Genomic DNA, 24,525 nt, shown 5'->3' on the forward strand with positions numbered 1-24,525 from the left:
GACCTTGAACCCCTTCGCCAACGAGAGGCCGCGCAGGCCGAGCCGACACCCGGAGCCGCGCCCGGCGCCCACCGGTCTCCAGAAGCGCCGATGGCCCCCACGGCCGAACGCGCCGTCCCGCGACGTCTGCCCAGCCCAGCCCGCGGCATGAGCCCGACCGCCAGGGCTTGGAGCCTTCGCCCAGCCACCCCTATGCACGGCGCCGGAAGCGCCACGCCGTCACCCGACCGCAACACGTCTTGCCGCCGCTCCGGAGGATTGGCCCTTCGATCCCAGCGGCCTGCGGTGTGGGAGGCTCTGCCGGGCCTGGCCTACAGCTTCAGCCGAACACCGGCCCCGCCCTCGGCGTCGGCGCGGATGAAGATCACGCCGGCGTCTTCGAGCACCTGCTGCACGCGGTCCATCGTGCCGCTGTGCATGCCGCCCCGGCCGTTCTCGAAACGGGTGATCGTCGACGGCGCGACGCCGGCCGCCTTCGCGAGGTCGCGCAGGCCCAGGCCGACCGCCGTCCGGCCGAGCTTGACTTGCAGCGGGGTCAGCATGGAATGCTCAAAACGCACTCATGGCGTTGACTTCCGCGCTCAATGACATCAACAATGCCCTCAACGTACCGACTATCGGCCTCACGTTCCCGGGCCCGCGCTGTGCGGGTCCAGGTAGAGGAGACGTATGATGACGCGCGAGTCCAGGAAAGCGCCTTTCAACCTGAACCGTCGCGGGGTTCTCGCCGGCGTCTCGGCCGCACCGCTCCTGCCCGCTCCGGATGTGGGCGCCCTGCCCCACCCCTTCGACCGCTGGGTCGCCGAGGCCTACGCCGCCATGGACCTCGCCTGGAGCCTGCCGGAAGACCCGGAGGGACTCCGGGACCAGCTCTTCCGGCGCGTGGACGAACTGGACCGGCTGATCCTGCTCACGCCGTCCACCGACGAACCGGCGATCCGGGCCAAGTTCGGCTACCTGCGCTGGCTCATGAAGAACAATGGCGACGACGACGAGCTGGTCGCCCTGGATCACGTCGGCGAGTTCATTCGCCAGCACTGCGCCGGCCCCTGGCGCATCTACACCCCGCGATGAGCGGCGGCCCCATGACGCTAGACCGGCGATGACGCCACAAGGCAACACGCGGGCGGCCCGCTACCTCCGGCTGGGCGAAGCCTATATCTCGGCGGCGCGCGGCGTCCTGGCTGCGCCCGATTTCGAACAGGTGCGGCTGCCCTTCTATGGCCTCCTGGGCCACGGCATGGAGCTCGCCCTGAAGAGTGTCGCCGCTCGCGCGGGCTGGGACGACGAGCGCCTGATGTGGCTGGGCCACGACCTCGACTGGGCCTGGCGCGTGACCCTGCCGGACGCCGGCTTCGAGGTCCCCGGCGCCAGCGCGGTCGACGGCGTCATCCGCCAGCTCAGCCGTCCGCACCACGCCCAGGCCTTCCGCTACCCGGCGCTCCTGTCCTGGCCGCTGCCGGACCCGCGATGCGCCCTGGCCGCCGCCGAGGCCTATCTCACCCTCGTCCGTGACCGCGATTGCTGAACCTCGAGGACGCAGATGACCGACGATCCTCACCTCCGCCCGCCCCGCCTGTCGCGGCGGGCCGTGCTCGGCGCCCCGGCCGCCGGGCTCGCGGCGCCCGGCCTTCCCGCTCCGGCCGACGCCGACAGCGTCGCCCTCTGCCGAACCTGGCTGGCGAACAAGGCCGAGACGATGCGCCTCCTGGAACGCTGGGGTGATATCGAGGCCGAGCTGCTGCGGCTCCAGGCCCCCACGCCCGCGGGCGCCGCCCTGATGGCGGGACCGCAGGCCGCGCCCCTGCGGGCCATCGACGCCCGGCTCGACCAGCTGCACGTCGAACGCGAGGCGCTCGCCCCCAGCCTTCCCCTGGCTACGGCGACCACACGCGAAGGCGTGCTGCTGAAGTTCGAGGTGGTGCTGGCGGAGCTGTTCGTGCAGGACTTCCCGGTCATCTACGGCCTCCTCCACACCGCCGTCCGCGACCTCAAGGCCCTCTGGTGAACCTCGCCCAGCGACCGCCACACCGCTGGCCGGACCCTTGCGTGCGCCGTGCGCACAATCCGATATGAGACCATGCCCCTGAAGCCGGAAACCCCACGCCACCCCGTCGACATGGCCGTCGGCGCCCGCATCCGCCTGACCCGCAAGGCGCGCGGCGTCAGCCAGCAGGCGCTCGCCGAGGCGGTCGGCCTCACCTTCCAGCAGATCCAGAAGTACGAGCGCGGCGCCAACCGGGTGAGCGCCTCGAAACTGGCCGAGATCGCCGCGTTCCTGCAGGTTTCGGTGTCCGAGCTCTTCGGGACCGACGCCGCCGCGAGCGGCCTCACGGACGAGCTCGCCGACCTGCTGGGCGCACCCGGCGCGCTGGAGCTGCTGAAGACCTACGGCCGGCTGCCGCGCGCGCAGCAATCGGCGCTGGTGGGATTCCTCGGAACGCTCCCGGCGACGCGCTAAACGCAGCGCGGCCGCGCCTGCTGACCGGGTGCGTCAATGAGCATGACGAACCTCTCGCGGCTCGGCGGTTGCCATCGGACTGCTACTTGGCCATCGTATCAACGAAAGTTGGGGAAGTGAACGATGTCAAACGTAATATATGCATTTTACAACAACAAGGGTGGCGTCGGGAAGACAACTCTATGCCAGAATGCTGCCAGTCTGTACGCGGAGCAACACCCCGATAGGCTCATCTTAGTTATAGACCTTTGCCCACAGGCCAACATCTCCCAATTCTTTTTGGGAGGCGGAAAGAATGGTTATGCCGAAAATCAACGACTTCAATCACAAGCTACTAGGAGAAATATTGTAGGATTCATGGACTGGCTGCTGGGCGGGAACTCCGGGTTCACCAGCATCCCCGCCAGCTACATGACGCACGTATCGCGATACAATCGTCAAATTGCCGAAAATCTCTATCTGATTGCCGGCGACTCGTTCTTAGAGTCTCTGTCTCTAGCGTTAAACTTCGCAACGATGAACCCAGGCAATGTGAATGCGTGGTCGGAGTACGTCACGGCGATCAGACGACTGTGCGAAGCTGAGCTCGCAAGAACTGACTTCGAAGAAATGACAGTCTTTGTCGACTGTAATCCTAGCTTCTCAGTCTATACACAGATGGCCCTCGTATCGTCCGATCAGATCGTCATTCCGGTAATGGCTGACTATAGCTCGCTCGAAGGCATCAAGGGCATCATGATGCTTCTGTACGGCAAATATCCTTCATCTGCCGCCAAGACATATGCGGACAAGGTTCTCACGTTCAATAAGCAAATTCAGAATTTTGGCTTAAGTTTGCCAACAATTTTTGAACTTCCGTTCAACAATTTCACAGCCAATCTGGGCGTGGCCAATGCATACGCGTCGATAAAGAATGAAATATCAGCTTTTGCTTGGCAACAGTACCAGGCGGATCCAAGTGTATTTGCGTCTCTGAACACCCTTCCATCAGATAACGAGGAGTGGGAAGAAATATTTATGTCAAATGTGAAGGATTTTCACACTGCCGGTAAAGTGTCGTCGAGCCTGGGCATTCCACTGCACAAGTTACCTCAACACACCACCTACAAGATGCCCGACGGCATGGATGTCCATATTCCCAAATCAAACTATAAGGAATCATTGGATCATCTTGAGGCGTTTGTAGATAAGCTATGAATGTCAAACTCATAGTTTGAGTTTGAATTTGACACATGGGGACGTTCCCAGGGTCCCTTCAGAGTCACGACTCTTCATGCCTACGGGAGCCTTGCACAACGACCACCGCCAGGGCGGTGGTCCCCCCCTTCAGGTGCCTTGCCGGCGCGCGCGCAGAGGAACTCGTAGTAGGTGCCTTTGTCGGGGTCTGAAAGTGCCCCTAGCGGCTGACGTCATAGACGAGGATCGATAAGAAGCGCGCCGAGCTATCCGTGAGCCGCTCAATCAGTTTTCGAAGGCCCTCGCGGGTTCCAGCTCCAGACCGGAAATACCCTCCTCCGCGATGGTTTCGACGATCTCGCACCCCGTCTCAGCCGCCGCAGATGCGTTGTGCGCCACTTGGTAGGCGATCGAGCAGTCCTGATGGTCCGTGGACATGCGGACGTACTGAGCAACTCGCATGCGAAAACCTCTTCGTCCGGCGAGGCTGAGCCCTTCGCATGGATCTGTCAGCCCAGAATGCGATCTGGCCTCAGCTTCGGTGAGCAGTGATCCGCACGCAGCGCAGGCCCCGGCGGCGCGCCTCGTCGGCCAGGTTCATGGCCGGCCCGAACGGCGGCGCGCCGGCCTCGGCCGCCCGGCCCAGGCTCTCCGGCAGCACGAGGACGCAGACGGGCCGCAGCGCCAGCAGCTGGTCGTTGGCGCGGAACGGGGCCGCCCGTCCGAAGCGGGCGAAGTCCGGCTTGGCGAGCACGAGGCGCACGCCCTTCTGCTGCGCCCAGCGCTTGGCCAGCCGCTCGCCGCCCTTGGCGTCGGTCAGCGCCAGGCTCATGTCGGGCCACTCGGCGCGCGCCCAGTTGAGGGCGTCGAAGATCCGCCGCGCGTCCTCCGGCGCGTCGCTCCGCGGCGAGGCCCGGAACGCCACCACGGCGTCGCCCGGATCGGTCTGCGAACGCCGCCGGGCCTCCCGCGACCTGAGCGCCGACTGCGCATCGATCTGCGCGGCGCTCGTGGATCCGCCCCGCACGCTCCCGCGCCACGGGCTCCAGACCTCGCCGCTCGCCGAGGCGTAGGTCTCGGCCGCGGCATCGCGCACGAACTCCAGGGCGGCTGCGGCCACGTCCAGGGCGTCGCCCCGCATCTTGGCCTCCTGCAGGTCGACGTCGGCCACTTCCGAGCCGTCGAAGTCGTGCAACAGGTTGGCCAGCGCCTCGCGCTCGCGGTCCGCGTCGCGCTCGAGCCGCTGCACGCCGGCGTGCAGTCCGCCGATCAGGGTCTCGCAGATCGTGGACGTGTGATCCTCGAGCGCGCTCGCCAGGACCACGTCCAGGACCTCGGTCACCACGCTGCGGCCGAGCTGGACGAGCTGCGGCTCGGTGGGATGTGGCCTGGGATCCTGCAGGGCGGCGGTCCGGGCGTCGAAGCCGTCGAGGTCGGCGGTGTTGAAGAAGGAAGGTGCGGTGCGCATGGGGGGCTCCTCAAAGGGTCCGAGCCGAAGCTCGCGACCTCCGGCCGCCGCGGAGCCGGCGCAGGCCAGGGCGCCGTCAGGCGGCGCCAGCGCACCCTTGCCGGCGGCGGGCCGCGGTGGCGCTCCGTCGCGACCCTCCGCTTCGGCCGGTCCTAAGAGCCCCGCTCAGCGCCGCAACAGCCGCGACAGCGCCGCCCCATCGACGCCCCGGCCGCGGTAGGCCACGCCCGCGTGCGCCGGGCAGTACGGCCCCGTCTCGGCCCGCCGGCCGCAGAACGCGAAGTCCGCCGCCTGCGGATCGCCGAGCGGCCAGTGGCAGGCCCGTGTCGACAGGTCCTCCAGCCGCGCGACCAGACCCGGCCCGATCTCGGCACCCGTCTGCTGCGGCGACGTCCGAACCGGCGCCGAGGCGGGCGCCCGGCGAGCCGATGCGACCGGCCTGGGCTTCGCCGGCCGGGGTGGCGGCGCGATCGCGGGCGGTCGCGGACGCCGGGGCTGCGACAAGCCCAGGCGATGGATCTTGCCGAGGACGGCGTTGCGGGTGACGCCGAGCCGGCGGGCGATCATCGCGGCGCTGAGGTCGCCCGGACGCCACAGCCGGGTCAGGGTCTCGACGGCGTCGTCAGTCCAGGCGCCGGGCGAACGGGCGGCGCGGGCAGAAGCGGTCATGGCAGGGCTCCAGCGCCGGCCCACCACGGGCCGGCTCGCCCGCCCGCGGCCCTGCCTCCGCCTCCGGCACGCCAGCACGACAAAGCCCCCGCGCCAGCGCGGGGGCCTCGCCATCTGGCCGTGGCTATTCGGCGGCGATCGCCGTCGGATCGACGGGCGGCCGCACCCGCCGTAGCAACAGCGCCACCGACCTGGCCCGCGCTGCCGGCGCGAACGGCCGCTTGGTGTAGGCGGTGGGCGGGAACGCCATCCAGCGGGGCGTCCACGCCTCGACCTTTGGCCGGTCATGAGCGCCCTCCAGGTGGTCGCGGATGATCGCCTTCTGGGTCTTGACCCGTTCGGTGAGGTTGCCGTCCGCGACCCTCTTGCCGCCCACCTCCCGCAGCATGGCGTTGACCGCTTCACGGTCACGGATCAGGTCGAAGAAGGCCTCGTCGGGCGACCAGAACCGGGCGATCTCGACCTTGAGCCAGGCGCCGGCGGCCTCCACCTCGGCGCTGCCGGCCGCCAGGGTCTCGGCCATCACCATCGCCGCGATACCCAGCACCTCGTCGTCCGGCATCGCCAGCAGGCGGACGAATGCGCTGCTGACCCCGCCTTCCGGGCGCTGGCCCACGAGCGCCCGCCGGTCCGGATCGAGACCCAGGCTCCGGGCCACGGCCTGCCGGCGCCCGGCGAAGGCGGCGGTGGCGGTGTTGGCGGCGAGGCTGGCCGAGAGCGCGGCGTCGCCCTGCCGCCCGTCCGCCTCCACCCGCCAGTGCGCGGACCCCACCAGAGCGTGCGCCACCAGGAGGCGGAGCGCCACTCCCGGCGCCTCGGTCAGGGCGACCCGCACGGCCGCCAGCCTGTGCAGGTCGATGTAGGTCTCCTGGGCGTTGGTGACCTCCGCCCGCACCACGGCCGGCGGGGTCACCCCAGCCTCGCCCCGCGCCGCCTTCTCGGCCGCCGCGCGGACCTTGCGGGCCTCCCTGGTCGTGAGCCAGCCCTCGTGCACGGTGACCTCACCGCGTCCGCTCACCTCGATGAACACCTTGCCGGCGGCGCGCTTGCCGACCTGCTGGTGCGTCCAGGTGGCGAAGCGGTCCCCGACGTCCAGCACGACCACCTCGCTCCAGCCGGCCGCCTGCAGCGCCTCGACTCGGGCCGCGATGGCCGCGTTCTGGTGCGTCCAGAAGAGGTCGAGGTCGGCGAAGTAACTGTCCTCCCCGAACAGGTCGGCGACAACCTCGCCGGGGTAGTCGTCCAGGGCGAACAACGCGTGTTTGGTCGGGATCGACGCCCCGCCGAACAGCCAGGCCTTGAGCTGGGCGCCGGTCGGCGCTCGCTGCTCCGGATCGTCGAACAGCGCCAGCCACGCCTTCTGCTGCGCCTTGCTGGCCAGGGTGAGGCACCGCACCGTCGCTACGTCGATCGCTTCGTTCCGGTAGAGGGCGCGGATCCGCGGCAGCAGCGCGCCCAGCGCCAGGGTCCGCCTCACCACCGCCTCGGACATCCCGAAGGTGGCGGCGATCGCCTCGACGGTGCGGCCGGCCTTGGTCAGGCGCGCGAAGGTTTCCCAGCACGCCACCTCGTCCGGCGGCAGGCGATTGAGGTTCTCGATCAGCGAGGCCTCGATCGCCGCGGCGTCGTCGCCGGGCTCAAGGATGGCGACCGGCACGGGGTCGAGCTCGACGCCCTCGGCGAGGGCCGCCAGCGCCGCCGTCCAGCGGCGCCGGCCGGCGACCACATCGTAGTGGTCCGGGACCACCGCGCCGTCGGCGATGGTCTCCAGCACCAGGAGGGCGAGCAGCACGCCGCGCCGGCGCACCGAGGGCAGGATGTCGGAGACGTCCGGGTCGGGACGCCCATGGTGCATGTTGAGGGGCGAAAGGTGCAGGTTGCGAGGATCGGCAAAGGCCAGTCTCATGGTCGGACTCCTGGGGGTCAGGGGTGTGAGTCGGCCCTCGCCACCCACGCTCTAAGCGGGACAACGGCGAGGGCTCTTGCGCCGGGATGGCGCGGGTCGCGGCCGGGCGGCGCCGAACCGCGGATCGCCGGGACAAGCCCGGCGAATTCGATGTCAGGACGTGGCGGTCCCGTTGATCGCGGGCAGCGCGCGCACCACCGCTTCGGCGGCGCGGATCGAGCCGGCGCTGCGGGCGAGCTCCATCCACCGCGAGATCGGCACGCGGCCCTGGAAGCTGACGTCGCGCTCGATGGTCAGGCCGAGCGGCAGCTTCACCGAGTTGATCTCCGACAGGCTGACGGAGCCCAGCTCCGGGAAGCCCATGTCGAGGTCGCAGAGCCCGAACAGGGTGTCGCCGTCATCGCCGAGCTCGGTGATCAGCCAGGTCCCGGGCCCCACCGGATTGAACAGCTTCAGGACCGGGACGGGGTCGCCGTCACGCAGACCGTTGGCGATCAGGGTCGGGCGCAGGTCGTCGGGGATCAGGACCAGGCCGGTGTCATCGACAGGAACAGGGGTCATGGCAGGCGCTCCGGGCCGGCGGCCCGGACCACCCGTCCGCCGCGCCCGCCCCGGCCTGACCTCACTTCCCCTCCCGGCTCGCCACCCACGCCTCGTTCCAGTCCCCGAACGGCGCCGGCGGCAAGCGGATCGCACCCCGTACGCCCATCGCCCGCAGCGCGGCCGCCAGGACCAGGGCCGATCGCTCGCCGTCCCGCCCGCGATCCGCGGCGATCACCACGAATTCGACCCCCGGCGGCGGCCGCCAGGCGCGCAGATTGCCTGTGGACAGCAGCGCCCAGGCCGGCAGGCCGAAGCGCGCCGCCGCGCTCAGGCTGGTCGCCACCCCCTCCCCCACCAGCATCCGCGGCGCCGGCGGGTCCAGCCGGACGGCCGCGCCCGGCGCCCGCACGCCGATGGTCTTCCGCGCCAAGCTCATGCGGGCCCGCTCGCCATTCGGCGCGAGGTACGTCACCTCCACGCCGGTCACCTCACCCGCCGGCGCCGTGATGGCCGCCAGCAGCGCGGGTCGCCGAAGCCCGCGCGCCGCATAGACGGCCGCGGGCACGCCCGGATGATGCCGGAGCGCCGGCGAAGCACTCACCACGCCGCGCCGCCGCAGATGGGTCTCCGACAGGGTCCCCATGATCGGACGGCCCTCCGCCCACAGACCCTGCGCGATCGCCCGGCGCGCCCGCGCCGAGGGGCCGGATGCTGCGGATACGACGCCGGCGCCCATGAGGCGACCGTCACGGTCGATTAGGCCCCGGTCGACCAGATCTTCGAGCACCGCGCGCCAGCCGTCGCCTGCGAAGCTGTGCGCGATCACCCGACCGTCGCTCAGCACCAGCGACACCGACCGGTCGGCGGCGCTGTGTCCCGGTCCCGGCACATTGGCGCGGCCGCCGTCTGCGTACAGGTCGCCGCCCAGCGCCCGCACGATCGCCGCCAGGCCGCCGCGGCTCACAGCAGCCCAAGGGCGCGGAAGCTGGCGACGCCCTCGCCGCCGACCACGACGTGGTCGTGCACGCTGATCCGGAGCGCCCGCGCCGCCTCGACCACTTGCCGGGTCATGTCGACGTCTGCACTCGACGGCGTCGGATCCCCGGCGGGATGGTTATGGGCCAGGATCAATGCGCTGGCGTCGAGCTCCAGCGCGCGACGCAGGATCTCTCGCGGATAGACCGGGGCGTGGTCCACCGTGCCCTCCCCCTCGATCTCGTCGCGGATCAGCCGGTTCTTCTTGTCGAGGTAGAGGACGTGGAACCGTTCACGCGACCGGCCGGCCAGGCCGGCCCGGAGATAGTCCATCAGCGCCGACCAGCTGCCGAGCACGGGCCGCTCGCGGAGCGGCGCCCGCAGCAGCCGTTGTGCAAGGTCCCGCGCCAGCGCCAGGCGAGCCGCCGCCGCCGGCCGCACGAACCGGCGCAGCGCCGCCGGCGACGCGGACAGCACCTGCGGGAGCGAGCCGAACTCGTCGAGGAGCGCCCGGACCTGCTCCCGCGACGCCCCGCTGGCCAACTGCAGCGCCTCGGCGTCGTCCAAGCCCTCCGGACCGGACGCGGATAACCTCTGAAAAAGCTCCGGCGCCGAAGCGGCGCCCACGACGACGGGCAGAAGGCAGGACATGGCGAGCGCTCCCGGAGACGGCCCCACATCGGGACCGCCCGGACGCGCCCTCGCTTCGCCTCCCAGGCAACGCGCCCCCGCCACCTCGGCCGAGCTCAGCTGGCCTGAGACGCCAGAAAGACGCCTCGCCGCTCCTAAATCTTAGTCCATAGCGATACTTTACCTCCGAACGTGGAGATCGTCCTTCGATCCGGAAATCTTCACGGCAGCGTCAACTGACTTATCACCCGGTCCGGAAGAGGGGATTGTCCAGCCTGTCGCCGCCACTATCCGCTGGCCGGCCTTTCCGCCATGCTTGGGCCTAGGAACAGCGAGGCACTGCAGCTTGCGCCACTACCTGCGCCTCGACGGAGCTGGCAAAGCGCTGGGCGTCTGGCGCATCTCCACCACAGAGGCCGTCCGACTGGGCATCAGTAACCCACAACAAGGGCCGGGCTGCTATTTTCGCGCGGAACCCAGCGAGGACGTTTTCGCGGCGATCCGGCGCGGCGCGGACGGCTGGTTTGGACCGAATGGAGAGAGCCCTTTTCACGAGGTCACACTCGCGCCCGGCCAGTTCTATCCCCGCATGGCGCGCCCCCACGACCAGCACCCCTTAGAGTCGCCCGGCTTCTATCCTGACCTGCGGCACGACCACGATGCGCTGGCGATGACGCGCGTCCAGCTCGCAGTGCTGGTGCGAGCACTCGACCGCATCTGCGAGACTGTACACCCTAGCCGCGAGAACTTGGCTGTCTTTGGGCACGACATCCGCAACTTGCTGATCCTGGCCGCAATGGAGGCAGAAGCTCAGTGGAAAGGCATCTTGGCGGCGAACGGCGTGACGTCCGACCGCTTCACGACGATCGACTACGTGAAACTACTGACGCCAATGCGGCTGGCGGCCTATCGGGTCCGGTTGACTGCCTATCCCTGGCTTCAAGGGATCGCGCCGTTCGCGAGCTGGGCCCCCGCGGCGCCAACGCAATCGCTCGGCTGGTACGAGGCCTACAACCGCACCAAGCACGACCGCGAAACAGCCTTCTCCGCCGCCACCCTGGAGCACGCGATCAGCGCTGTATTTGCGGTGGTTGTAATGGTGGTCGCCCAATATGGCTCGCCCTATGGCCTTGGCCAGCGAACCGAGCTTTCGGACCGCTTCACCTTCGATGGCCTACCGAGATGGGCACCTGCAGACGTCTACATCTACCCCTATGACGAGGCCGTTGGTTGGGCGCCGACGCCGTACCCGTTCTGAGGATGATCGGGGGCCGCGCGCCCCGGGGCGCGAGGATGCAACTCGAACTTGAGACGCCCACGACCCACGCTAGTGCGTCTGGTGCGGTTCAGGCTGCTCAAGCCGCTCGAGGACGCGACGTCGAACACCCTGGCGCGCTGAGCCTCGCGGTCGCCGGCTTGGTCACGCCGGGAGAGGACCGCCCAGCGGGATGGCGCTGACATCGATGACGGCCACGGCGGGCTGGGGTGAAAGGTCCGTCTCGCCAGAGATGGCAACCGCCTCCGCCTGGACGACCGAGAGCATGCCGTGTAGGTCGAGGATCGCGCCCTCATGGGTCCATCCTCGCGCACGCGGTGCCTGGTGGACCAGCAACAGCACGCCGTGCCGAGTTGGCGGGCCTGGCAGGTACTTGGCGCAGAGCTGCACGCGCAGGGCGTCGATGACCTCGCTCAGGCTCATATCGTCGACCACCTTGATCTCGATGGGCACAGCGACATTGGCGACGGCGCGGGCTCGCAGCGTGATGTCCGGCGACTTGCGCGTGGCGCGCTCCGACTCGCGCTCGACCGAGTAGCTCTCCGACTGCTTCAGCCGCAGGCGCTCAGCGATCCACAGCTGCACCAGTTCCTCGGTCTGCAGCTGCCGAAAGGCCACCCCTTGGGCGAACTCGTCCTTGAACAGGCTCGCCTGCATGTCCTCCATGCGCTGGAGTGCGAGCGTTTGGAGATCTGCGGGATTGGTCGGCGCGTGCTCGTGCAGGCGCTCGAAATCCGGGATGGCGCGCGCGGGCCAGCGCGCGATGTCACCGTCCTTCAGCGCGCGGTCGAGCGCCATGTCGCGAAGCCGGTCGGGCGGGATCGCGATCAGGTTCTCGTCGGCGAACCGCAGAAGCGTCTCATAGGTTGCCCGCCCCGGGACGTCGCATAGCCGGGTCAGCGCGCCGCTCCGCGCCTGCTCGGCATGGTCGCGGGGGTCCGGCGTGAACACCTCGCCGGACGGCCGGTGGTTGTCGTCCTCCAGCCGCACAGCGCCGAAGATGGTCAGGACCAGCTGCACGAGCACTTGGAACGGCAGAGGCAAACCTTCTGAGCGCGCGCCGAAGGCATCGCCCAGCACGCCGGGCAGCACCAGGACGACGAGGTTCGTTTGAATCTCGGGCTCAAGCGCGTCGAGTCTTTCGAGGAATGGCGCGAGGCTGTCGTCGGGGGCGACGACGAACCACGCCCGATAGTAGATCGCCGCGATCTCGAGGTCAGTGGCGGACGAGGCGCGTTCGGCCAGGAGGGTCGCCAGCCCAGCGGCGAAGCGTTCGTGGTCGGCGGTCAAGAGAGACAGCAGCGGCCGCAGCTGCGCCTTCGCCAGGGGCGGCTCATCGCGGATGATCTCGAACACGCCCGGGGCGACCGCGCGCTGGACCTCGATGGGCGCGGACGCCAGAACCTGCGGCAGGCCGAAGGCGTCTTCCGAGGCTGCGGCGAGATAGGCGCGCAATTCGCCTAGTAGGACCTCAGCCACAGGTTCGGGCCATGTGCTCGCCAGGCTCGCCATCCACTTTGGCAGCCCGTTCAGTTCCAGCGTCGCGAAGCCGGTGGCCTTGCGGACCTCACCGGGGCTCAGGGCGTTCGGCCAGCCGGACGTCCGATGCGCGTCCACCGTGATGCCCGCGATCGCCATCCGGTCGTAGTCGAAAATCGAATTGATGGTGTCGGCGTCACGGGTGCTCCGCAGGTGCGGCTCGAAGGTGCGCCAGTTGGCGATGAGCGCCTGCTCCAGGACGTCGACCACGATCTCGCCTATCGCCGGGGCCGCAGGACTGAAGTCGGAGATGGCGAAGCGGTTGGAACTGGGGACCAGTCCGCTCGCCAGCCGCCACATCAGCCAGAAGCTGCGGCTGATCCCACCGTCATCCGCCCTTTGCAGAATGGCGTTGGGGTCCGCCTGCACCTCGGCGATCTCGCCCCGCCACGAGGCAAGCTGCTCGTGCCGGGACGCCGCCCACTTCTGGCGCGTCGCCTCCATCTCGGCGAGCTGCGCACTGAGCGCCGGGTCCTCTACGCACGGCGCGAGCTGCGCCTCGACGACCGCCGCCATTTCCCCCCGCTCCGCCGCCGCGGCCTGGATTCGAGCCAAGACCTCCAGCGGGGAGTCGACAGCGCGCCACGTTTCGATCGCCGCGGACGTCGCCAATCGGGCGTCGTCCGGTTCCGCGCGCGCGAGCCCATCCGCTAGGAGCCACGCGATGTCTGTCTGCTCCAGGGCCTGGCGCCAGCCGAGAATCTGCAGTTGCAGCGTGTTGCTGGGCGCCTGGCCTGGCGCGCTCGCCCGTCGCTCGTCGACGAAGGCCCAGAAAAGCGCGCGCCGCCGCGCGCTGGTGCGCGCCATCTGGGCGTCGAGCTCGGCGAGCTCCTCGCCTCGGTCCGAGCTGAAGAAGCGACCGCGGTTGAGGTAGCGGTAGACGGCGACGGCGACCGGGGGAAGCTCATCCTCCGGAACGCGCTGCATGAGGCGGGTCAGGCCGGCGACCAGGCCATCGCGGCCGCCTTCCGTCGGCAACGCATACTCGTCGGGGTCGTCGTCGGGATCTCCGGCCGCCGCGAGCGCCGCCGTCAGGAGCGGGACGAGATCGTCGGTCCTTTCCGCGCGCTCCATGAGCTTGCGTCCCTGGAGGCGAAACCCATAGGTTTCGGCAGCCGGTATGGTCTCGATCACCTGGGCCAGCTGCGCCACGCTGACGTGAGCAGGGAAGAAGTCCTCCACCGAATGCCACACGAGCGACGGCGGCGAGGCCGCATCGCCAAGCACCGCATCGGCGACGAGCTGGCGCTGGGACTCGGTTCCCACTTCGCCCACGACGTTCACCGCCAGTTGCCGCGTGATCAGGTCGGCGTCGGCGTCGATCGCGGCCGCCTCGGCCAGGTCCGCGCATCCCGCGATCCGCCCGCGCCACATCAGGAGCAGGAGGAAGTGGCGCGCATCGGGCGCTCCAGCCGTGCCGGGCCAGGCGTGGCGGATGTCGTCGGCAAGCTCGTCGGATCCGAAACGGGCGAGGCCGTCGTGCCGCAAGAACCGGAACCGCGGCGGCGTGCGCCGATAGTCGTCCAGGATGAGGTGCAGGACCTCCCGCTTTACCGGAAGGCTCAGCCCGGCCGGGTCGCCGAGCTGGATCAGCGCCTCCGGATCGCGCCGCGCCATCTCGCGGGCGATCTCCGGGTCCCAGAGCGACATCCAGGCCGCGGCGCCGCGCAGGGTCGGCCGTACGAGGTCGTTGCCGTACTGGGTGACGAAGAGAAGGTCGCGGATCGGGCGGGTGGTCTCACCGGCGCGACCCAGGCGGAGCAACCAGCGCGCGGCGAGGTAGCTGCGCACGTCGCCCTCGTTGTCGCCGTGGAGGCGCGTGCGGCCGATCGCGCCGGGCTCGAAGGCCGGGCGGCTGAGAAGCCGGGCGATCGTCTCCCGGCCAAGGCGGGGCAGGATGTCCAGCAGGTCCAGTCCCGAGCCGCCGGCCTGGACCTCCTCGCTGGGCAGGGCGACGGCGACCTCCTGCCCGAGCACCAGGGCCGCGCCGATTGTCTCCAGAGAGCGCCAGGCCGTGTCCGCGTCGAGCGGATCGCCCGGGCGGTAGGCGGGATTCTCGTCGCGCAACCGCGCCGTTAGGCTTGCCTCCAGCATCTCCTCCAGCCGACCCAGCCGGCCCTTGTCCTGCCAGAAGTCGACCATCCACCCAAGGTCGAGCGGACGCCGCGCGAAAGGCCAGTGGCCGCCCTCCTCTATCGCCTGCAGGAAGTCGTCGAGGTCGGTCACGCCCTTGGCATGCGCGTAGCGTCGGGCACGATCGGCATCGAGCGGCGCCAGGATCACGACATCCGGCCCGGGCGGCGGCTTCGGCGGCTCGACCGTGACGTTGCGCAACGCTTTCTCGAGGATCTCGTCGGCGCTGGGCGGCGTCGGCACGTCGACCTGCGTGACGGGCAGTTGTTCGACGAGGGTGGCCAGGTCCACCGCGTAGTCCCAGTCGTGGTAGCGACCGCTGAAGATGACGTGACAGCGGGCCTCGCCGCCCGCCACGCCGTCGGCGATCTGCGCGACGGCGTCGTCGAAGCGCGTCTGGTCCCACTTCCCCTCGTCGATGGAGTCGATGAAGAACCAAGCCGGGCCATCAGACGTCAGCCACGCGTCGAGGTCGGCCGCGCCCTGCCGGCCCAGCGCGCCGCGGAATCCGCGCCGACCGATCGCCTGCACCGTCACGAAGAAGGCTGTGCGGCCCTCGGTCTTCAGGCGCGCCGCGGTCGAGCGCAGCTCCGTGGACTTCCCCGAGCCCGCCTCGGCCAGCACCACGACCCGCGATTTCTTGAGGAGGTCGTCCCAGCCCAGCCCGGGCTGCCGCAGCCCCGCCCACGCGAGATCGTCGCCGGGATCGCCTTCGTGGTGCAGGTAAAACTGGCGGTCTAGCTGGGCGACCTCGCGTGCGGCTGGCATCCCGCACCATGCCACCAACGGTCCCCGCAGGAGAAGCTTGGCATTGCGTGGACGGGCGTCGCTTGCAAGAGTCTCTCGGGAACCCTTGTTTGTGACGGTGAGCGCCAGGAGCGGTCGTTGGATCACGACGCGAACCGGACCTTCAGCCGTCCGGGCTATCCGTGCTCGTTGATGTGGCGGCAGCGGCGCGCGCGCAGGAGCCGGGTTCCGCTGCTGACAAATTTTGACACAGGCGCACTATAGGCTCGTGTTTGCGACCCAATAATCGGCTAAGGGCGCGCGACACGTCCGGGAACGCGTCGTTAACTGCGACTCGCGCTAAACTTGCGCATCATCGAGGAAGGCGCTGCGATGACGATCAAGCACATCCTCGCCCTCCTAAGCTCTCATGCCGAGGGCGACGAGGAGCGCCTGCTCTCCATCGTCCTCTCGATGGCTGCCAACGAGGCGCGCGCTGGACGTCGCGACGACGCCGAGGCACTCAAGAACGCCGTCCAAAAGGTCCGCGACCTTCATCGGCAACCGGCGACGGCGGCCGCGCCGATCCCGCTGGCTCGTCCACGCGGTGAGCTTCAGAGCATCGTCGAGAGCACCTACCCGAAGACGCGCCTCGCCAACATGGTCCTGGGTGCGGACACCGCGGACAAACTCAACCGCGTGGTACGCCAGCAATCCGCCCGCGCCACTCTGCGAGAGCACGGTCAGGTTCCGGCCAGCCGGCTCCTCCTGATCGGCCCGCCGGGGACCGGAAAGACCATGACCTCGGCCGCGCTGGCGGCGGAGCTTCGCATCCCGCTTTTTACAGTGAAGCTGGAGGCCGTCTTCAGTCGCTACATGGGTGAGACCGCGGCAAAGCTGCGGCTGCTGTTCGACCAGGTCGCCCAGGTGCGTGGAGTATATCTTCTCGACGAATTCGATGCCGTCGGCGCCCGGCGCGGCGACCCGAACGACGTCGGCGAGATGAGGCGCATCCTGAACGCGGTGCTGTCGTTCATGGAGGAGCCCAACAGCACCGACAGCGTGGTGGTCGCCGCGACCAATCACGTCGAGATTCTCGACCACGCCCTCGCGCGTCGCTTTGACGAAGTGATCGAATACGCCCTCCCGTCGCCTAAGGAAGGCGTCGCGATCCTCAAATCCCGCCTCGGAAAGTTCAAAGTGGCGGCAAGGGCGCTGAAGACCCTCGGGGACGAGATGACCGGTCTCAGCCAAGGCGAAATCGTTCGCGCCACGGACTCGGCGTTGCGCGAAGCCATTCTCGACAACCAGGTCGAGGTCTCGGTCGAGCATCTCACGGCGATGCTGCGGGATCGCAAGGTCTTCCGGGAGCGGTTCCACAGACCCGCTTGAGGCAAGCGTCACAACCGCCGATGATCGCCTTCCCGCGAATCGCGCGAAGCGTTCAATGCCTGATCCGGACTACAATCTGCGCGCCTCGCCGCACATCTCCCTCGATGGCGTGCGCCGCGTCGGCGCCTATGCCGCGCCCAAACGGAAGATGGACGCCAAACCCCTCCGGGGCGACTACGCGGCGCATGGTGAGCGCCTGCTTCAGCAGCTTTCTGACGCCTTGCCGCGACTGCCCTTAGGTCACGCTGACGCCCGGCTCCCGATCGCTGGTCTGAAGCCCGGCGTCCTGGTCACCCTCGAGACCCTCCCGCCGGACACAGATCGCAAGGGCCCGAGTAAAGTTCCCCTGGCCTTCGAGTCTCCCAGCCAGGACATCGTCATCCTCCGCTCGCACCGCACGGCGGATCGCGGGGAGGAATCCGTAGTGTTCGTCCCGGACGACGCGCGCGAGGGCCTCAAGCGTCGGGTGGCCGAATATGGATCGCGCAATCTCGGAAACCGGGATCGCCCTTACGTCGCCCAGTTCGAACGCGTGGAACGGATCCTGGCGGCGGAGACCGCCAAGCTCTTCCCTTCGGGCTTTGACCTGAGCGACGCCGCGCCGAAGTGGTGGGAGCTCTGGATCCGCGACCTTCAAGGAATACCCGCCTCGGTCCGCAGCACCGCGGCCGCACTGAACCTCGATGTTCATCCCGAGACGCTCGTTTTCCCCGACACCACGGTGCTGTTCATCCATGCCGCGGCGCGCCCCTTGTTGGCCTTCGTGTCGCGCATCCCCGGTGCTGTCGCCGAGGTGCGCCACGGTCTGGGCAACATCGAGCCGTTCCTGACCCTCGGCGCGGACCGCGTCAGCCAGCACGACTTCGTGGGTGACCTCGCCGGCCGAACGATCCCGGCCCGATCCAACGCGCCGACGGTCTGCGTATTGGACACCGGCATCGCGGCTGCCCACCCGCTGCTCGTGGACGGCCTCTCGGCCGCGCTGGCGGTCGATGCAAGCTGGGGGACAGACGACCACTACCCTTTCGGTGGGCATGGCACGAGCGTCGCGAGCCTTGCCCTCCATGGCGACCTCGGGTTTGCGATGTCCGATCAGCGGGTGATCGAGCTCACCCACACGGTCGAGTCGGTGAAATTACTGCCACCGCGGGGGGCCGCGCCCACGCCGCCTCCCAGTTACGGCGTCGTCACCCAGTCCGCCGTGTCGCTGGTCGAGATCTCGCGACCCGACGCTCTGCGGACCTTCTGCCTGGCGAGCTGCACGCCCTTGATTGACCCGAGCCGTCCGTCGACTTGGAGCGGCGCCCTCGACCAGATCGCGGCCGGCGCGCTTGAAGGTGAACGCGAGGGCGTCAGCAAGGCGGCCCAGACGCCCAAGCGTCTCGTGCTCGTCGCCGCCGGCAATGTCGTCGGAGCCCTGGCGACGGAGGTCGCCGAAGGCGCCTGTCTCTCCGACCCCGCCCAGAGCTGGAACGCCCTGACCATCGGCGGTTACACGGCCAAGACCAACCTCGGGGCCGGTCTGTCGGACCTGGTGCCGATGGCGGAGGCCAATGATGTCAGTCCGTACAGCTCCTCGAGCCGGGATTTGCCGACCGACCTCCTCCCGCTGAAGCCCGAGGTGCTGTTCGAGGCCGGCAACATGACCATCGACAGTCTTGGCTATTGCGACTGGCACCCCGCCCTCTCGCTCCTGGCTGCGGGCAGCAATGTCAGCGCCGAGCCGCTTCTGCCGTTCTGGGCGACAAGCGCCGCAGTGGGGATGGCTGGCCATTTCGTTGGCCGGCTGCAGGCGACCTTGCCCGGGTATTGGCCCGAGACCTACCGGGCCCTCACTGTCCACTCCGCCAGGTGGCCGACGCCGATCCGGCGACGGCTGATCGGGCGCGGCAAGGTCTGGAAGTCGGGCACCAAGTCCGAAAAGCAGAACGTTCTGCGGCACGTGGGCTTTGGCGTCCCTCAGCTGGAAGCGGCCGTCAATTCCGCGAAGAACGACTTCACGATGATCGCGCAGGCCGAAATACAGCCCTTCGCCGCGGGGGCAGCTCCGGGAACGGCGGTGTACAACGAAGTCCACTTCTATGACCTGCCGTGGCCGAAGGAGAAGCTGCGGGAACTGGGCGAGAAGGCAGTCATGATGCGGGTGACGTTATCGTACTTCATCGAACCCAACCTCAGCGGGAAGGGCGCCACGCGTCCGGAGACCTATCGGTCCTACGGGCTGCGGTTCACCTTGAAGAAGCGAAACGAAAGCGAAGAAGATTTCCGTAGTCGCCTCAGCCAACTCCAGCTGGACGGTGAAATCGACGGGGAGGATCCGTTCGGAGAGGAAGAGTCTGAGGAGAAGGGCGTGGCCACGCAGAACTGGCTCCTTGGGCCGAAGGCCGTCTCGGCGGGGTCTCTCCATTGCGACATCTGGCGTGGAAAGGCTTGCGACCTCGTCGACCATGACGCGGTCGCCGTGCACCCTGCGGTGGGGTGGTGGAAGACGCATCTCGGCAAACGCCGCCACACCGACACGGGTCGCTACGCTTTGATCCTGTCCATCGACGCGGAGGGCGCGGAGATTGATCTACACACCGAGGCGTCCACGGTCCTGATCGACAAGGAGCTCGCTGTCCTTATCGGATAGGCGGCAAGCGATAGCATGCGGGGACGTTGTGAGCAGGCCAGACATGACCAGAGACGGCAGGCGCTCGGGCCGGTAGTCTCACCGCGCAGACTGGACACTCGGCCGAATGTTTCTTCGACAGCTGACCCTTCGAAATCTCCGGTCCATCCGCGAACTCGACCTCACGTTCACGGACGGTGACAAGGCCCGGCGCTGGACCTATCTCCTGGGCGAGAACGGGACGGGCAAGAGTTCCGTGCTGCGCGCCATCGCCCTGGTCATGGCCGGTGCCGATGCGGTCTCCGAGCTAGTTGGCGATCCGAACGACTGGATCCGGCTTGGCGAGGCGGAGGCCTCGATCGATGTCGTCTTCGCCACGGCCAACAATCAGACCCGCCACGCCGCCCTCAATTTCACGCGGGGCCAGGGGCGCTTCGACTTCCTCGATCGCAACCGCGCGGCGCTCCGCGAAATCGATGCGGCCGTCGCTCATGCCGATCGCAACTATTTCGTCGTGGGCTACGGCGTCACGCGCCGCGCCTCAAACGACAAGCTCTCCACCTCACGAGGCTCTCCTTTCGAGAGTACGCGGGCGCAGTCCATGGCGACCCTGTTCTCGGGTGAGGCGCCCCTGGTTTCGTTCGAGCGCTGGGCGATGGACCTTGACTATCGTCGCGGCGACGGCGGTCTGGCCGTTGTAAAGCGGGCCTTCCACACCCTCCTCCCCGACGTCGATTTCGCACGGATCGACCGGGAGCGGCGGCAGGTCCTGTTCGCCACCCCGGACGGCGAACTCCCGCTGGCGGCGCTCTCTGACGGCTACCAGGCGATGGCGGCGTGGTGCGGCGACCTTCTGTATCGGATCACCGAGACCTTCGCGAATTACCAGGATCCGCTGCAGGCGCGCGGCGTGCTGCTCATCGACGAGATCGACCTGCACCTGCACCCCATCTGGCAGCGACGGCTGGTGGAATTCCTGCGCGAGACCTTGCCCAACCTTCAGGTGGTCCTGACCACCCATTCCCCGCTGACGGTCCACTCGGCCGACGAGGGCGAACTCCACATCATGCGCCGCGCACCGGAGGGTGGGACGGTCATGGAGCACTACAGGGGTGCTCCGAACAAGTTGATGCTCCACCAGTTGCTGCAGAGCCCGATCTTCGGCCTGGAGACGTTGGACTCGCCCCAGGTCGCCGCAGCGCGCCAAGAGCTGCGTGAACTGCAAGGCGTTGGTGGGGTGGCGCAGGTCAACAGCACGGTCAGTCAGCGGCGCATTCGGGATATTTCCGCGACCCTCGCGGACGTGCCGAACTGGCGCGAGACGCCGCCCTATATGTCGCGCACCAACGAACTCATGGAGAAGGTCGCCCGCGAGCTCGCCGGCTCCGACGAACCCGAGCCGATCAAGCGCCTGGCCCAGGCGAAGCGGCCGCTGCGCCCTCGCCGCCGGTGATCAAGCTTCAGCGGGATCGCTCCGCCACCGCCATCCCCGCAAGCTTCCGCGGCGCGAAGCTGCGCGAGAAGGCGCTTGCGCTCATCGATCTCTACTACGCCGCCCAATCCAATGGCGGGAAGTGGGCCTTCAAATCGAGCACCTGGAAGCCGGCCAAGGGTGCGATGAAGCGCGAAAGCCACAGCAAGTGCGCCTATTGCGAGGCCAGCACCGAGACGGTGGCGCACGGCGACGTCGAGCACTTCCGGCCCAAATCAATCTATTGGTGGCTGGCCTTCTGTTTCGACAACTACCTGTTCGCCTGCCAGCTCTGCAACCAGACCTATAAGGGCGACAACTTCCCGCTGGTCGGCGTGGCTGCGACCGCGCCGCCGCTGCCGGCCGTGAAGCCCGCCGGCGCGGGCCTCGACGCGCTTGTTGCGCAGCTCACGCTGGACGCCGAGACTCTACAGGACGATCACCTAGTCGCACTGTGGGCACCCGAAGACGCCAATCTGGTCAATCCCTACTTCGAGGACCCGGCTCCGCTTTTCTCTTACGAAGTGGACCCTGCGAACGAGGAGATCTGGATCCGATCCGCCGGCGGTGATCGAGCGGACCGCGCCGTGGCTGCGGCCGAGGCCTACCTGGGTCTGAACCGCGAGACTCTCAGGCGCGACCGGTTTGCGGCCTATGCCCCCTTCATGGTCTTTCGTGACGTGCTGGGCGATCCACGGCTTCAGGACGAAACGCGGCGACAGGTAGAGCGGCAGATGCGCGACATGCAGCGTGCGCAGCGCCCATTTTCGGGGATGCAACGCTGGTTCGCCGCGGAGTGGGGATTGCCGGGTCCGCTGTGAGCCACAGGGTTGCGCGAACCCCTAGCTATGCCGAACGCCCGGTCGCGCGTAACCGAGAGCGGACGTTCCGAACTTCGCCAATGAGTCAGGTCTTCGCCTTCGCCACGTCCCACTGCTTCCGCGCCGACTGATGCGCTCGCAGCCGTTTCATAAGTGGGCCTCCCTGCCCAATCCGCGCCACCCCTCCGGGCGGCGCCTGACAGCCGCCATCTTCATGGCGGCGAGGGCGAGGCGTCATCTGACGCCCTCGCCTACGGCTGAACGAGCTACGCCTTGGCCTTGAACTTCTTGGTCCGCAATTCCTTCGCCTGCATCACGGTGAGCACGTGGCTGTAGTGCTTCTCGATGTAGGTGATCGAGGTCCCCATGTTCTTGGCCAGGACGTGGACCGGAATCCCGGAAAGCAGGCATTGCGTGCAATAGAAGTGACGCAGGCTGTAGACCGTCCGCCGCTTGCCCCAGCGGTCGTCCAGGAGTTTCAGCCGCGACAGGACGCTCGCGAAGGTCTTGTTGAAGTTCTCCACGGGCTTGCCGTCATAGCCGCAGAACACGAGGTCGTCCGGCGCGCTGTGCCGCGACAGCTTCTTCAGCCGGTCCAGGTACGTCTGCGTGCCTTCGCGGCAGACGACGGTGCGGGCGCCCGTCTTCGTCGTCGGCGCCACCTCCACGACAAGCGCCGGCTTGTTCTCGGCGTCCTTCTCGATCCGCAGGTCCCGCCAGCAGAGTTGGCGGGCCTCGTTGGGGCGAAGGCCCGAATTCGCCATGAACAGAAGATAGTCCCGCAGCAGCTCGCGCTGATAGCGGTGCATGGCGTTGGGCCCGGAACGATGCAGCCGGCCGCCACCCTCCCCGGCCGCCGAGACCATGTCCTCCTTCACCCAGTCCCGTAGGAACGTGTAGATCGCCTTCCACTCGGTCTCGTCGAAGGTCGGCCGGCGCTCCACGCCCTTGGTGTGCTTCACCTTGGTGGCCTTGACCCAGGGCTCGCGCTTGACGAAGCCGATCCGCTTACCCCAGCGGAAGATCTGCCGGAGCATGCCGGCTTCCATGTCGAGGGTCTTCTGCGCGGGAACCTTGACGGCGTTGGCGGGGATCTCCTCATCGCCGTCCCAGCGGTCGGGATTGTGGTAGTTGATGCGCCAATCCCAGTACCGCTCCACGAAGGCGTCCGGCATGTCGTTGACGCGGGCGTCGCCGAAGTACGGGTTGAAGTACTTCTCCGCCATGAACCGGTGCAGCCGCTGGCGGTGAACCGACAGCCCGCTCTCGTGGGCCGCGTAGAACCGCTTCCACAGGTCCTTGAACTTGAGGTTCCCGGAAACGCGCACGTCCATGCCGAGCTTCTGCTCGGCGCGCATCTCGTAGAAGAGGTCCTCGGCCTGGTTGAGGGCGGTGGGGAGGTCGCGGGTCTTGAGGGAGCGGATGACGTAGCCGCTGACGCCCGGGACCTTCAGGCGGGCCTGATAGACCTGCTGCTTGGTGTCGCCGCGGCGGTAGACCATGACGGCCCCGTCACGCAGGCGGTGGACCTCTTGATAGAAGCTGCCGGGCATTACGCGCCTCGCCAATTCCTGTGAAGGAACTGTGCAAAACGCTAACTGGAAACTGCGGAAAATACAACCGCTTGTGAGTCATTTGTGAATGGCAAAACAGGCGCCCAACTTGCGTTAGGCGCCTGTTTTTATTCAACAAATTGAAGCGTCGGAGTTAGCGCTTCGAGAACTGGAAGCTGCGTCGGGCCTTGGCCTTGCCGTACTTCTTGCGCTCCACGACGCGCGGGTCGCGGGTCAGGAGGCCGTGCGGCTTCAGGACCTTGCGCAGGCCCGGCTCATAGTAGGTCAGGGCCTTGGAGATGGCGTGACGCACGGCGCCGGCCTGACCCGAAAGGCCCGAGCCTTCCACGGTGCAGTCGACGTCGAACTGACCGGCGCGATCGGTCAGCTCCATCGGCTGGGCGATCATCATGCGCAGCACGGGACGCGCGAAATAGATTTCCTGGTCGCGGCCGTTGATCGTGATCTTGCCGGAGCCCGGCTTGATCCAGACCCGCGCCACGGCGTTCTTGCGCTTGCCGGTGGCATAGGCGCGGCCTTGGGCGTCGATCTTGGGCTCGCGGACGATTTCCTCGGCCGCTTGCGTGCCCATGCCCTTCAGGGCGTCGAAGCCGGTGGCTTCGGTCGTGTTGGCTTCGCTCATTACGCGCTCCGCACGTTCTTGGCGTTCAGCTCGGCGAACGCGATGGTCTCGGGGTTCTGAGCGGCGTGCGGATGCTCGGCGCTGTTGTAGATGCGCAGGTGCGTCATCTGCTTGCGGGCCAGCGGGCTTTCCTTCGGCAGCATGCGCTCGACGGCCTTTTCCAGGACGCGCTCGGGATACTTGCCGGCCAGGATCTGGGCCGGGGTCCGCTGCTTCACGCCGCCCGGGTGGCCGGTGTGCCAGTAGTAGACCTCGTCGGTGGCCTTCTTGCCGGTGAACTTCACCTTGTGAGCGTTCACGACGACGACGAAGTCGCCGCAGTCGACGTGCGGGGTGTAATCAGCGCGATGCTTGCCGCGAAGACGCATGGCGATGAACGAAGCCAGGCGGCCGACAACGGCGTCCTGGGCGTCGATCACGATCCACTTCTTCTCGACCTCGGCGGGCTTCAGCGAAGCCGTGGTGCTCTTCAGCATGAGGGACGATCCAATAGAACCTAAGCGGGTTCGCGGATGCGTCCCCGACGTGAGGC

The 24,525-nt window shown here is 68.0% G+C and carries 22 protein-coding genes; 10 read left to right on the top strand and 12 right to left on the bottom strand.

The genetic code is table 11. The annotated features are described in order from the left end of the window. Positions 1-311: 311 nt before the first annotated feature. A complete protein-coding gene (locus ACODSY_RS09175) occupies positions 312-542 on the bottom strand; it encodes a helix-turn-helix domain-containing protein (protein WP_488951409.1) in 231 nt (76 codons plus the stop codon). A gap of 130 nt (positions 543-672) precedes the next feature. Here ACODSY_RS09175 and ACODSY_RS09180 point away from each other — a divergent pair, with 130 nt between their 5' ends. The 5 genes from ACODSY_RS09180 to ACODSY_RS09200 all read left to right on the top strand — a co-directional run bounded on the left by ACODSY_RS09180 (position 673) and on the right by ACODSY_RS09200 (position 3,658). Next, positions 673-1,074, top strand: a complete 402-nt coding sequence (locus ACODSY_RS09180; RefSeq protein ID WP_488951410.1) for a hypothetical protein — start codon at positions 673-675, stop codon at positions 1,072-1,074. A 28-nt stretch (positions 1,075-1,102) separates the two neighbouring features. Beyond that, positions 1,103-1,528, top strand: a complete 426-nt coding sequence (locus ACODSY_RS09185) for a hypothetical protein (RefSeq protein ID WP_488951411.1) — start codon at positions 1,103-1,105, stop codon at positions 1,526-1,528. A gap of 15 nt (positions 1,529-1,543) precedes the next feature. Beyond that, on the top strand, positions 1,544-2,008 hold the full coding sequence (locus ACODSY_RS09190; protein WP_488951412.1) for a hypothetical protein: 465 nt from the start codon (positions 1,544-1,546) through the stop codon (positions 2,006-2,008). Positions 2,009-2,080: 72 nt separating this feature from the next. Continuing rightward, complete coding sequence (locus ACODSY_RS09195; RefSeq protein ID WP_488951413.1) at positions 2,081-2,461, top strand: helix-turn-helix domain-containing protein; 381 nt, start codon at positions 2,081-2,083, stop codon at positions 2,459-2,461. Between the two features lie 123 nt (positions 2,462-2,584). Continuing rightward, positions 2,585-3,658, top strand: a complete 1,074-nt coding sequence (locus ACODSY_RS09200) for a ParA family protein (protein WP_488951414.1) — start codon at positions 2,585-2,587, stop codon at positions 3,656-3,658. Between the two features lie 264 nt (positions 3,659-3,922). Here ACODSY_RS09200 and ACODSY_RS09205 read toward each other — a convergent pair whose 3' ends face one another. The 7 genes from ACODSY_RS09205 to radC all read right to left on the bottom strand — a co-directional run bounded on the left by ACODSY_RS09205 (position 3,923) and on the right by radC (position 9,849). After that, complete coding sequence (locus tag ACODSY_RS09205) at positions 3,923-4,099, bottom strand: recombinase family protein (RefSeq protein WP_488951415.1); 177 nt, start codon at positions 4,097-4,099, stop codon at positions 3,923-3,925. Positions 4,100-4,169: 70 nt separating this feature from the next. After that, complete coding sequence (locus ACODSY_RS09210; protein WP_488951416.1) at positions 4,170-5,105, bottom strand: DUF2493 domain-containing protein; 936 nt, start codon at positions 5,103-5,105, stop codon at positions 4,170-4,172. Positions 5,106-5,270: 165 nt separating this feature from the next. Continuing rightward, positions 5,271-5,774 carry a GcrA family cell cycle regulator gene (locus ACODSY_RS09215; protein ID WP_488951417.1) on the bottom strand — a complete coding sequence of 168 codons (504 nt, stop codon included), beginning with the start codon at positions 5,772-5,774 and terminating at the stop codon, positions 5,271-5,273. 124 nt (positions 5,775-5,898) lie between these two features. Then, positions 5,899-7,680: a ParB/RepB/Spo0J family partition protein gene (locus ACODSY_RS09220; protein WP_488951418.1), complete on the bottom strand. Its 1,782-nt coding sequence runs from the start codon at positions 7,678-7,680 to the stop codon at positions 5,899-5,901. A 153-nt stretch (positions 7,681-7,833) separates the two neighbouring features. After that, positions 7,834-8,241 (bottom strand): DUF2958 domain-containing protein, encoded by a 408-nt coding sequence (locus tag ACODSY_RS09225; protein WP_488951419.1) that lies wholly within the window; start codon positions 8,239-8,241, stop codon positions 7,834-7,836. A gap of 61 nt (positions 8,242-8,302) precedes the next feature. After that, positions 8,303-9,187: a DUF7146 domain-containing protein gene (locus ACODSY_RS09230; protein WP_488951420.1), complete on the bottom strand. Its 885-nt coding sequence runs from the start codon at positions 9,185-9,187 to the stop codon at positions 8,303-8,305. Beyond that, positions 9,184-9,849 (bottom strand): RadC family protein, encoded by a 666-nt coding sequence (gene radC / locus ACODSY_RS09235; RefSeq protein WP_488951421.1) that lies wholly within the window; start codon positions 9,847-9,849, stop codon positions 9,184-9,186. Before radC ends, ACODSY_RS09230 begins: the two co-directional genes overlap by 4 nt. Before the next feature lie 325 nt (positions 9,850-10,174). Between radC and ACODSY_RS09240 the strand changes: the two genes are divergently transcribed. Next, positions 10,175-11,086, top strand: a complete 912-nt coding sequence (locus ACODSY_RS09240; protein ID WP_488951422.1) for a hypothetical protein — start codon at positions 10,175-10,177, stop codon at positions 11,084-11,086. Positions 11,087-11,248: 162 nt separating this feature from the next. Here the strand turns inward: ACODSY_RS09240 and ACODSY_RS09245 are convergent, their stop codons facing one another. Beyond that, positions 11,249-15,544: an NACHT domain-containing protein gene (locus ACODSY_RS09245; protein WP_488951423.1), complete on the bottom strand. Its 4,296-nt coding sequence runs from the start codon at positions 15,542-15,544 to the stop codon at positions 11,249-11,251. A 324-nt stretch (positions 15,545-15,868) separates the two neighbouring features. On the opposite strand from ACODSY_RS09245, the gene ACODSY_RS09250 reads away from it, so the two are divergent. From ACODSY_RS09250 to ACODSY_RS09265, 4 genes are all read left to right on the top strand, one after another. Beyond that, on the top strand, positions 15,869-16,894 hold the full coding sequence (locus ACODSY_RS09250) for an AAA family ATPase (RefSeq protein ID WP_488951424.1): 1,026 nt from the start codon (positions 15,869-15,871) through the stop codon (positions 16,892-16,894). Between the two features lie 55 nt (positions 16,895-16,949). Continuing rightward, positions 16,950-19,526, top strand: coding sequence for a S8 family peptidase (locus ACODSY_RS09255; protein WP_488951425.1), 2,577 nt, complete (start codon positions 16,950-16,952; stop codon positions 19,524-19,526). 106 nt (positions 19,527-19,632) lie between these two features. Continuing rightward, positions 19,633-20,958, top strand: a complete 1,326-nt coding sequence (locus tag ACODSY_RS09260) for an AAA family ATPase (protein WP_488951426.1) — start codon at positions 19,633-19,635, stop codon at positions 20,956-20,958. Next, entirely contained in the window at positions 20,955-21,797 is an 843-nt protein-coding gene (locus ACODSY_RS09265) for an HNH endonuclease family protein (RefSeq protein WP_488951427.1), read from the top strand. The genes ACODSY_RS09260 and ACODSY_RS09265 overlap by 4 nt, the downstream gene beginning before the upstream one ends. 266 nt (positions 21,798-22,063) lie before the next feature. On the opposite strand, the gene ACODSY_RS09270 is transcribed toward ACODSY_RS09265, so the two are convergent. From ACODSY_RS09270 to rplM, 3 genes are all read right to left on the bottom strand, one after another. Beyond that, complete coding sequence (locus tag ACODSY_RS09270) at positions 22,064-23,350, bottom strand: tyrosine-type recombinase/integrase (protein WP_488951428.1); 1,287 nt, start codon at positions 23,348-23,350, stop codon at positions 22,064-22,066. A gap of 154 nt (positions 23,351-23,504) precedes the next feature. Beyond that, complete coding sequence (gene rpsI, locus ACODSY_RS09275; protein WP_488951429.1) at positions 23,505-23,993, bottom strand: 30S ribosomal protein S9; 489 nt, start codon at positions 23,991-23,993, stop codon at positions 23,505-23,507. Next, on the bottom strand, positions 23,993-24,466 hold the full coding sequence (rplM, locus tag ACODSY_RS09280; protein WP_488951460.1) for a 50S ribosomal protein L13: 474 nt from the start codon (positions 24,464-24,466) through the stop codon (positions 23,993-23,995). The genes rpsI and rplM overlap by 1 nt, the downstream gene beginning before the upstream one ends. Between the last annotated feature and the right edge of the window lie 59 nt (positions 24,467-24,525).

It is taken from the genome of Phenylobacterium sp. FG114 (assembly GCF_057809855.1).

Excerpts from the sequence above, each read along its gene's own strand:
- ACODSY_RS09175 (WP_488951409.1), bottom strand. The coding sequence starts at position 542 with ATGCTGACCCCGCTGCAAGTCAAGCTCGGCCGGACGGCGGTCGGCCTG.
- ACODSY_RS09180 (WP_488951410.1), top strand. The coding sequence starts at position 673 with ATGACGCGCGAGTCCAGGAAAGCGCCTTTCAACCTGAACCGTCGCGGG.
- ACODSY_RS09185 (WP_488951411.1), top strand. The coding sequence starts at position 1,103 with ATGACGCCACAAGGCAACACGCGGGCGGCCCGCTACCTCCGGCTGGGC.
- ACODSY_RS09190 (WP_488951412.1), top strand. The coding sequence starts at position 1,544 with ATGACCGACGATCCTCACCTCCGCCCGCCCCGCCTGTCGCGGCGGGCC.
- ACODSY_RS09195 (WP_488951413.1), top strand. The coding sequence starts at position 2,081 with ATGCCCCTGAAGCCGGAAACCCCACGCCACCCCGTCGACATGGCCGTC.
- ACODSY_RS09200 (WP_488951414.1), top strand. The coding sequence starts at position 2,585 with ATGTCAAACGTAATATATGCATTTTACAACAACAAGGGTGGCGTCGGG.
- ACODSY_RS09205 (WP_488951415.1), bottom strand. The coding sequence starts at position 4,099 with ATGCGAGTTGCTCAGTACGTCCGCATGTCCACGGACCATCAGGACTGC.
- ACODSY_RS09210 (WP_488951416.1), bottom strand. The coding sequence starts at position 5,105 with ATGCGCACCGCACCTTCCTTCTTCAACACCGCCGACCTCGACGGCTTC.
- ACODSY_RS09215 (WP_488951417.1), bottom strand. The coding sequence starts at position 5,774 with ATGACCGCTTCTGCCCGCGCCGCCCGTTCGCCCGGCGCCTGGACTGAC.
- ACODSY_RS09220 (WP_488951418.1), bottom strand. The coding sequence starts at position 7,680 with ATGAGACTGGCCTTTGCCGATCCTCGCAACCTGCACCTTTCGCCCCTC.
- ACODSY_RS09225 (WP_488951419.1), bottom strand. The coding sequence starts at position 8,241 with ATGACCCCTGTTCCTGTCGATGACACCGGCCTGGTCCTGATCCCCGAC.
- radC (WP_488951421.1), bottom strand. The coding sequence starts at position 9,849 with ATGTCCTGCCTTCTGCCCGTCGTCGTGGGCGCCGCTTCGGCGCCGGAG.
- ACODSY_RS09245 (WP_488951423.1), bottom strand. The coding sequence starts at position 15,544 with ATGCCAGCCGCACGCGAGGTCGCCCAGCTAGACCGCCAGTTTTACCTG.
- ACODSY_RS09255 (WP_488951425.1), top strand. The coding sequence starts at position 16,950 with ATGCCTGATCCGGACTACAATCTGCGCGCCTCGCCGCACATCTCCCTC.
- ACODSY_RS09260 (WP_488951426.1), top strand. The coding sequence starts at position 19,633 with ATGTTTCTTCGACAGCTGACCCTTCGAAATCTCCGGTCCATCCGCGAA.
- ACODSY_RS09270 (WP_488951428.1), bottom strand. The coding sequence starts at position 23,350 with ATGCCCGGCAGCTTCTATCAAGAGGTCCACCGCCTGCGTGACGGGGCC.
- rpsI (WP_488951429.1), bottom strand. The coding sequence starts at position 23,993 with ATGAGCGAAGCCAACACGACCGAAGCCACCGGCTTCGACGCCCTGAAG.